The organism is Moorena producens 3L (assembly GCF_000211815.1).
In the GTDB taxonomy this organism is placed as follows: Bacteria; Cyanobacteriota; Cyanobacteriia; order Cyanobacteriales; family Coleofasciculaceae; genus Moorena; species Moorena producens.
In genome coordinates this window covers 2,209-3,234 of the sequence record NZ_GL890896.1, presented here as the reverse complement: position 1 = coordinate 3,234, position 1,026 = coordinate 2,209, and the positions used below count along the sequence as shown (strand labels likewise).

The following is a 1,026-nucleotide window of genomic DNA, read 5'->3' as shown; positions in this document are numbered from 1 at the left end:
CCCCACGTAATTGGGTTTTTGAAAGCCCTGGTTTTCATAGATCACACGCCAGAGCTTGCAGGTCGATGAAAAAACCGCCTGCGGTTCACGAACCGTATAGAGGAACCGAGCTCGCGGGAACATCTCCAGGAGTGTGGGGACACGACACGTATGCAAAGGTGACTTCACCACGATGGGACGCGGACGCAGATACGTCACCTGTCGCAAGAACTGTTCCAGCACCTGCATCCATTGCTCTCGCTGTTCGCGGGGCAACGTGCGCAGATCTTCCGCCCCCGGATAGGGAGGCGCATGATTCGGAAATGCGCAGCGTGCATAGGGCGTCGCGGCGCCACGATTCAGCAAGGCGGACTCGTCCTCCTGCGGCCGCCCCCAGCCTTGATGCATGTTGTCTTGGAGGCGTTTGGCGGGCAGCAGGAACCCAAAGAAACGGGAAACAAACGCTTCCGTCAGCAGGAAGTGGTTGGGGGAGAAGCATTCATAAGTCGTGGGAAACGTCAGTCGCTCATCGAGCGCTATCAGTTCGTGCAGCAACGTCGTGCCGGTGCGGTAGTGCCCAATGATGAAGATTGGATCCTGGATTTCCGTAGCACGGACCCGTCGTCCGTAACAGAGTTCTTGGAGCCAACGCAGCGACGTATTGGCAACGCTGAAGCCAGTGACCGCCACGGCCGTGTGCGCACGACGCCACTCCACGGCAAAGTGATTCTTCCGCAGTAGCCGCCACCAGGCAAAGAAGTCCATTCCGTGCCACAGCTTCGGCATCCAGGGCTTCGTGAGATCCTGGTGAGCGGTGTGCACGGTCGCGGCGGCCGAAGCCTTGACGGTCATACTACGACCTCTGTGGCGCGGTACCTGTGTCGCATGCGCTGGCAATGGCGTCAGCCAAATTCGCGGCGTGCGGCGGGTTGATCATCGTCAGGTGGTTGCCGGGCACGTGAATCGCTTCCACGCCATCACGGCAATACTCCGTCCATTCCGTCAGCGGCGTGCGACGCATCCGCACGCGCACGAGCTCTTCCTCCG

At 60.0% G+C, this 1,026-nt stretch carries 2 protein-coding genes; both read right to left on the bottom strand.

Going from position 1 to position 1,026, the window contains the following annotated elements:
• On the bottom strand, window positions 1-831 hold an 831-nt coding region (locus tag LYNGBM3L_RS13115; protein ID WP_008183728.1), incomplete at its 3' end, for a sulfotransferase.
• Between the two features lies 1 nt (window position 832).
• On the bottom strand, window positions 833-1,026 hold a 194-nt coding region (locus LYNGBM3L_RS45085), incomplete at its 5' end, for a hypothetical protein (protein ID WP_044493034.1).